Origin of the sequence: Colwellia sp. MB3u-45 (genome assembly GCF_014077005.1) — a bacterium.
GTDB lineage: Bacteria > Pseudomonadota > Gammaproteobacteria > Enterobacterales > Alteromonadaceae > Cognaticolwellia.
In genome coordinates this window covers 1-4,144 of sequence record NZ_JACGVC010000022.1, presented here as the reverse complement: position 1 = coordinate 4,144, position 4,144 = coordinate 1, and the positions used below count along the sequence as shown (strand labels likewise).

General features: G+C 37.8%; 2 protein-coding genes. One reads left to right on the top strand and one right to left on the bottom strand.

Going from position 1 to position 4,144, the window contains the following annotated elements; genetic code table 11:
• Nucleotides 1–541: 541 nt before the first annotated feature.
• A complete protein-coding gene (locus tag H4J41_RS00220) occupies nucleotides 542–3,226 on the bottom strand; it encodes a TonB-dependent receptor (protein ID WP_182134751.1) in 2,685 nt (894 codons plus the stop codon).
• 687 nt (nucleotides 3,227–3,913) lie between these two features.
• Between H4J41_RS00220 and H4J41_RS00215 the strand changes: the two genes are divergently transcribed.
• Nucleotides 3,914–4,144, top strand: a 231-nt coding sequence (locus H4J41_RS00215; RefSeq protein ID WP_182134753.1) for an efflux RND transporter permease subunit, incomplete at its 3' end; no start/stop codon positions are given.

Below are 4,144 nucleotides of genomic sequence, written 5' to 3'. Positions count from 1 at the left end.
CTATGTGTTTCATCGAGTTTAAGTAATTCATTAATACTGCTTAATGCCGCAGGGATAGTTTTTGCATAGCGTTGGGCAACGGCAATTAAATACCATAATTCAATTTGGTGCTCTTGGTCTGTGGTCTGTGGTTTGTTTTTGTAGTTGTTTACTTTGTGTAATGGCATCATTGAATTTTGTTGTTTGGATCAATTGTTGAATTGATTTTAATTGCTCTTCAATAGCAGAGTAGGATATTTTTTCCAATGACTTAGCTCCATGGCAGGTTATACCAAGTTGATTAATTATATGTTCATCGTGAATGGTTAAAATGAAAAACTACCGCGTTATAAAATTTATAAGTAGCATAACTACTGACTAAATTTTATGCCTAGTATTTATCCATTTTTCCTCATGAAAAAGGTGATCACTTAATGAGTTAAATTGGTAGTATTGTTTTTATTTAAAACTTGTGCTTTTTTTATCAATAAAAAGCCGCTTGATACAGATATCAAACGGCTTTTATTTCGATTTTAATTAGCTTTTAGTTATCATTTAAGACTTAATAAAAGTCGTACGAGAATCTAAAACCAATAGTACGAGGTCTGTTAGAAACCACTTTTGGCGTATTCTGTTGAGTATCAATATATAATATTGCGCTTTCATCAGTTACGTTGTCGATGAAAATCTCAGCTTTCCATTCGTCGTTAGTGATACCAAAGGTTAAGTTAGCCAAAACGTAACTATCTTGGATATAACGACCACCGGCTAAGGTATCCCCGTTACTATCTTGATAATTAACACCTTTATAAACGTCAGCTTCTTTTTCAATACTTAAACCTGAACCTGTGCCATAGATTAAATTAGTGGAGTCTTCTACCATATAAGCATCCATCACCATACCGGCAAGTCTTTCTCCGGTATAACTGATTGAACCGTTAACATAACCTGTCATACCTTGGCCAATTGGATAGAAATACTGGGCTTGTAAATTACCTGAAAACTCAGCTGAATACGGTAATCTACTGCCTTCTGGTGGTGCAATACCGTCAAGCTGAGTATTGACTGATGTTAGCTCAGTATCTATCAAACTAAAAGCACCAGAGATGACTAAATTATCCGTTGCTACCCAACTAAAGTCACCATCAATACCTTTAATTTCAGCATCACCAACATTATCAGTAAATACTAAGAAACTGATATTGGTTGGGTCATATCGTGAGGTTTGCAGATCAGATATTTTTGAATAATAGGCAGTCGCGTTGAAGCGTAAGTTTTGATCAAATAATGTTGATTTAAAACCTAATTCTACGTTATCTAAGCTATCAGTCGTTGAATACACTGGAATGCGGAAACTTTCAAATGCACCTTCTTGGCTTTTAGCCGAACCACCACCAACTCGGTTAGTCACCGGCGGTCTAAAACCTTCTGAGTATGATGCAAATACCATAACATCATCATTAACTTGCCAATCAACTGAAGTTTTGATAATCGTATCATCAATGGTTAACTTGCCGTCACTATCAAGTAAATCAGTTTCTAATTGACCACTGGCGATAGCCGCTTGGATTGATGCTGTTTCAGCCGCTGCTGCCTCTGGAGTCCTACCATCACTGATAAAAAATTCAGTTAATGCTGCATCACTACCGTCACCAAAGGCTTGTAACCTGCCGCTGACATCATCGCCGGTAGTAGCGCCTTTATAAATATCATCTATTTGATACCAACGCGCGCCAAAACTTGCAGTGACTGTGTCGGTAATATCGTACTCAAACTGACCAAATACGGCGATTTGATCTATGGTATGCGTAACATCATTAACAAAACTTACTTCTGAAGGGAAAGGGCCACCATCACTGTTAATGCCATCACTTCCTGCGAGAGTTCTTGCCAAATTAGGAAACTTCTCTGTATTGGCTATTTTGAACTGACCAACAGTTGATAATTCTTGAGAGTCATAAAATACACCTGCGGTGACACGCCAGCGATTTTCAGCCGCCGTGTTGAAACGAAGCTCATGAGTGATACGTGAGGTACTGGTTTCTTCTTTATTAAACTTAGTTGGGTCAAGACATTCTTGTTCTGCTTCAGGAACGCCTGAATAGTTACAAACATAATAAGCAGAAAATGAACCACCATTAGTATAGCCAGTGTAATCAATAGTTGAATTGATATCTCGGTCGAGATACCCGCCGGTATAAACAACGGTAAGTTGCTCAAGTCGGCCTTCTAATGTCCAAGTGGTTAAACCAAAATCATCATTGTTGTTTTCTGGTGTAAAACGGTTTGTTGATGTCTCACCCTTAAGGTTTGGATCATAAGAAAATACACCTTCGGTATCAAGAGACTGTTGAGTATGTTGAACTAAAAGATCCCAGTCATTATTGATTAAATAAGATAAACCAAAGCGAGCACCGGCATAGCTTGCCGTGTTAAAATTTTCTTCTACTAGAGCAGCATTTTGTGGTGCGGTAACAGAAATATCTTCAGGATTAGTTAATGCACCACCAGAAATTCGACTAATAACTTCTGCACTACCGTTATAACCACCTTCACCTGGAACATTGAGTACATTATCTATCCAACCACCTTGGTAGTCGTTGTAAGCAGTAACACGTACGGCCAACGAGTCAGATAAAGACATATTAAAATATGCTTCAACAGAGTTACTCATGTCGCCGCCTTTGGTGGTACTTGTGCTGGTATCAAAACCTGCAGCAAAACCATCATGGGTTGGCTTATTAGTAATTATGCGTACGGTACCTGATTGAGAGCTAGCTCCAAAAAGTGTGCCTTGTGGCCCTGGTAAAACTTCTATACGTTCAACATCAGTAGCATAAATATCTAAGTTACGCCCTTGCATGGAAACGGGTTGCTCGTCTAAATAAAAGGCAACAGAAGGTTGTAATGCTTGAACTGATGACAGAGAAATATTGCTTTGCGTAGTTGCCGCACCGCGAATATATATTTCATTTTGTCCAGGGCCAGTGCCCTGAAAAACCACGTTGGGTAAAAATTCTACATATTGATCAAAATTAGAAACGCCAAGTTTTTCTAAACTATCACCTGTTAATGCGGTCACAGTGACGGGCACTTCTTGGATTGATTCAGTTCGCTTGGTTGCAGTAACTTCAATAGTTTCTATTGATGCATTTTGTTTTTTTTCTGTTTCTGTTTCTTCGGCATATAAAGTGCCAGACGCCGCTAGTGCTGTTAACACAGCACAATGCAGCTTAGTGAATTTCATATAAATTTTCCCTTGGTGTTTTATCGTTCAACGGCCAAATACGGTTAGCGTTTTAACTATAAATATAGTTAGTACACTAACTATATTTGGCATTTGGCGGTATCCTAACAAAATTTCACATTTTATTCAAAATTATCAGGGCAAAATTATCAGGGCAAGATTATTAGCGTATAAAAGATAGACAGTCACATTTTGTGTGGCATAAATCTTTGCAATTTAGCCCAATAAAGCGCGAATATTCTTATACTTTTGGGGATTTGTATAGTTAGTGCACTAACTATATTTGACATTTGGCGATATCCTAACAAAATTTCACATTTTATTCAAAATTATCAGGGCAAGATTATGAGCGTATAAAAAACAGACAGTCAAATTTTGTGTGGCATAAACCTTTGCAATTTAGCCTAATAAAGTGCGAATATTCTTATACTTTTGGGTATTTGAGTTGATAATTGACTTTAAACTATTCTCATGACTTCCCCCTGTCAAAATTATATAAATGGTTCTTTATTATGAAATTGCGTTATACGGGCGATTGTTTATACAAGTGACTTTAGTCAAGCCATCAAGTTTTATAGCGATGGTTTGCAAATTGGATAACTACAAGATGGCGATTACCTTTATCCAATTATTGCCAGAAATAGCAACACGAACCCTGATCAATTAGCCGGCTTAGAAAACAGTTTGGTGTGGAGTCGTAGTCAACGAACTTATATTCCATTCAAGCAAGTGAGTGGCAAAATGAACTATGCCAGTGAAGAGCTACTGATTAATCGACGTGATCGTGTACGATCTATTACCGTTAAAGCGGAGGCCGGATACAATGAAACTACCGGTGAGGCGTTTAATCGTACACAAGCTAAAATTGCTGCTATTGCTTTACCAGAAGGTTATAAACTTGACTGGGGCGGCGAATAT

Bases quoted from the DNA above. Each gene is read 5' to 3' on its own strand.
- H4J41_RS00220 (WP_182134751.1), bottom strand. From the start codon at position 3,226: ATGAAATTCACTAAGCTGCATTGTGCTGTGTTAACAGCACTAGCGGCG.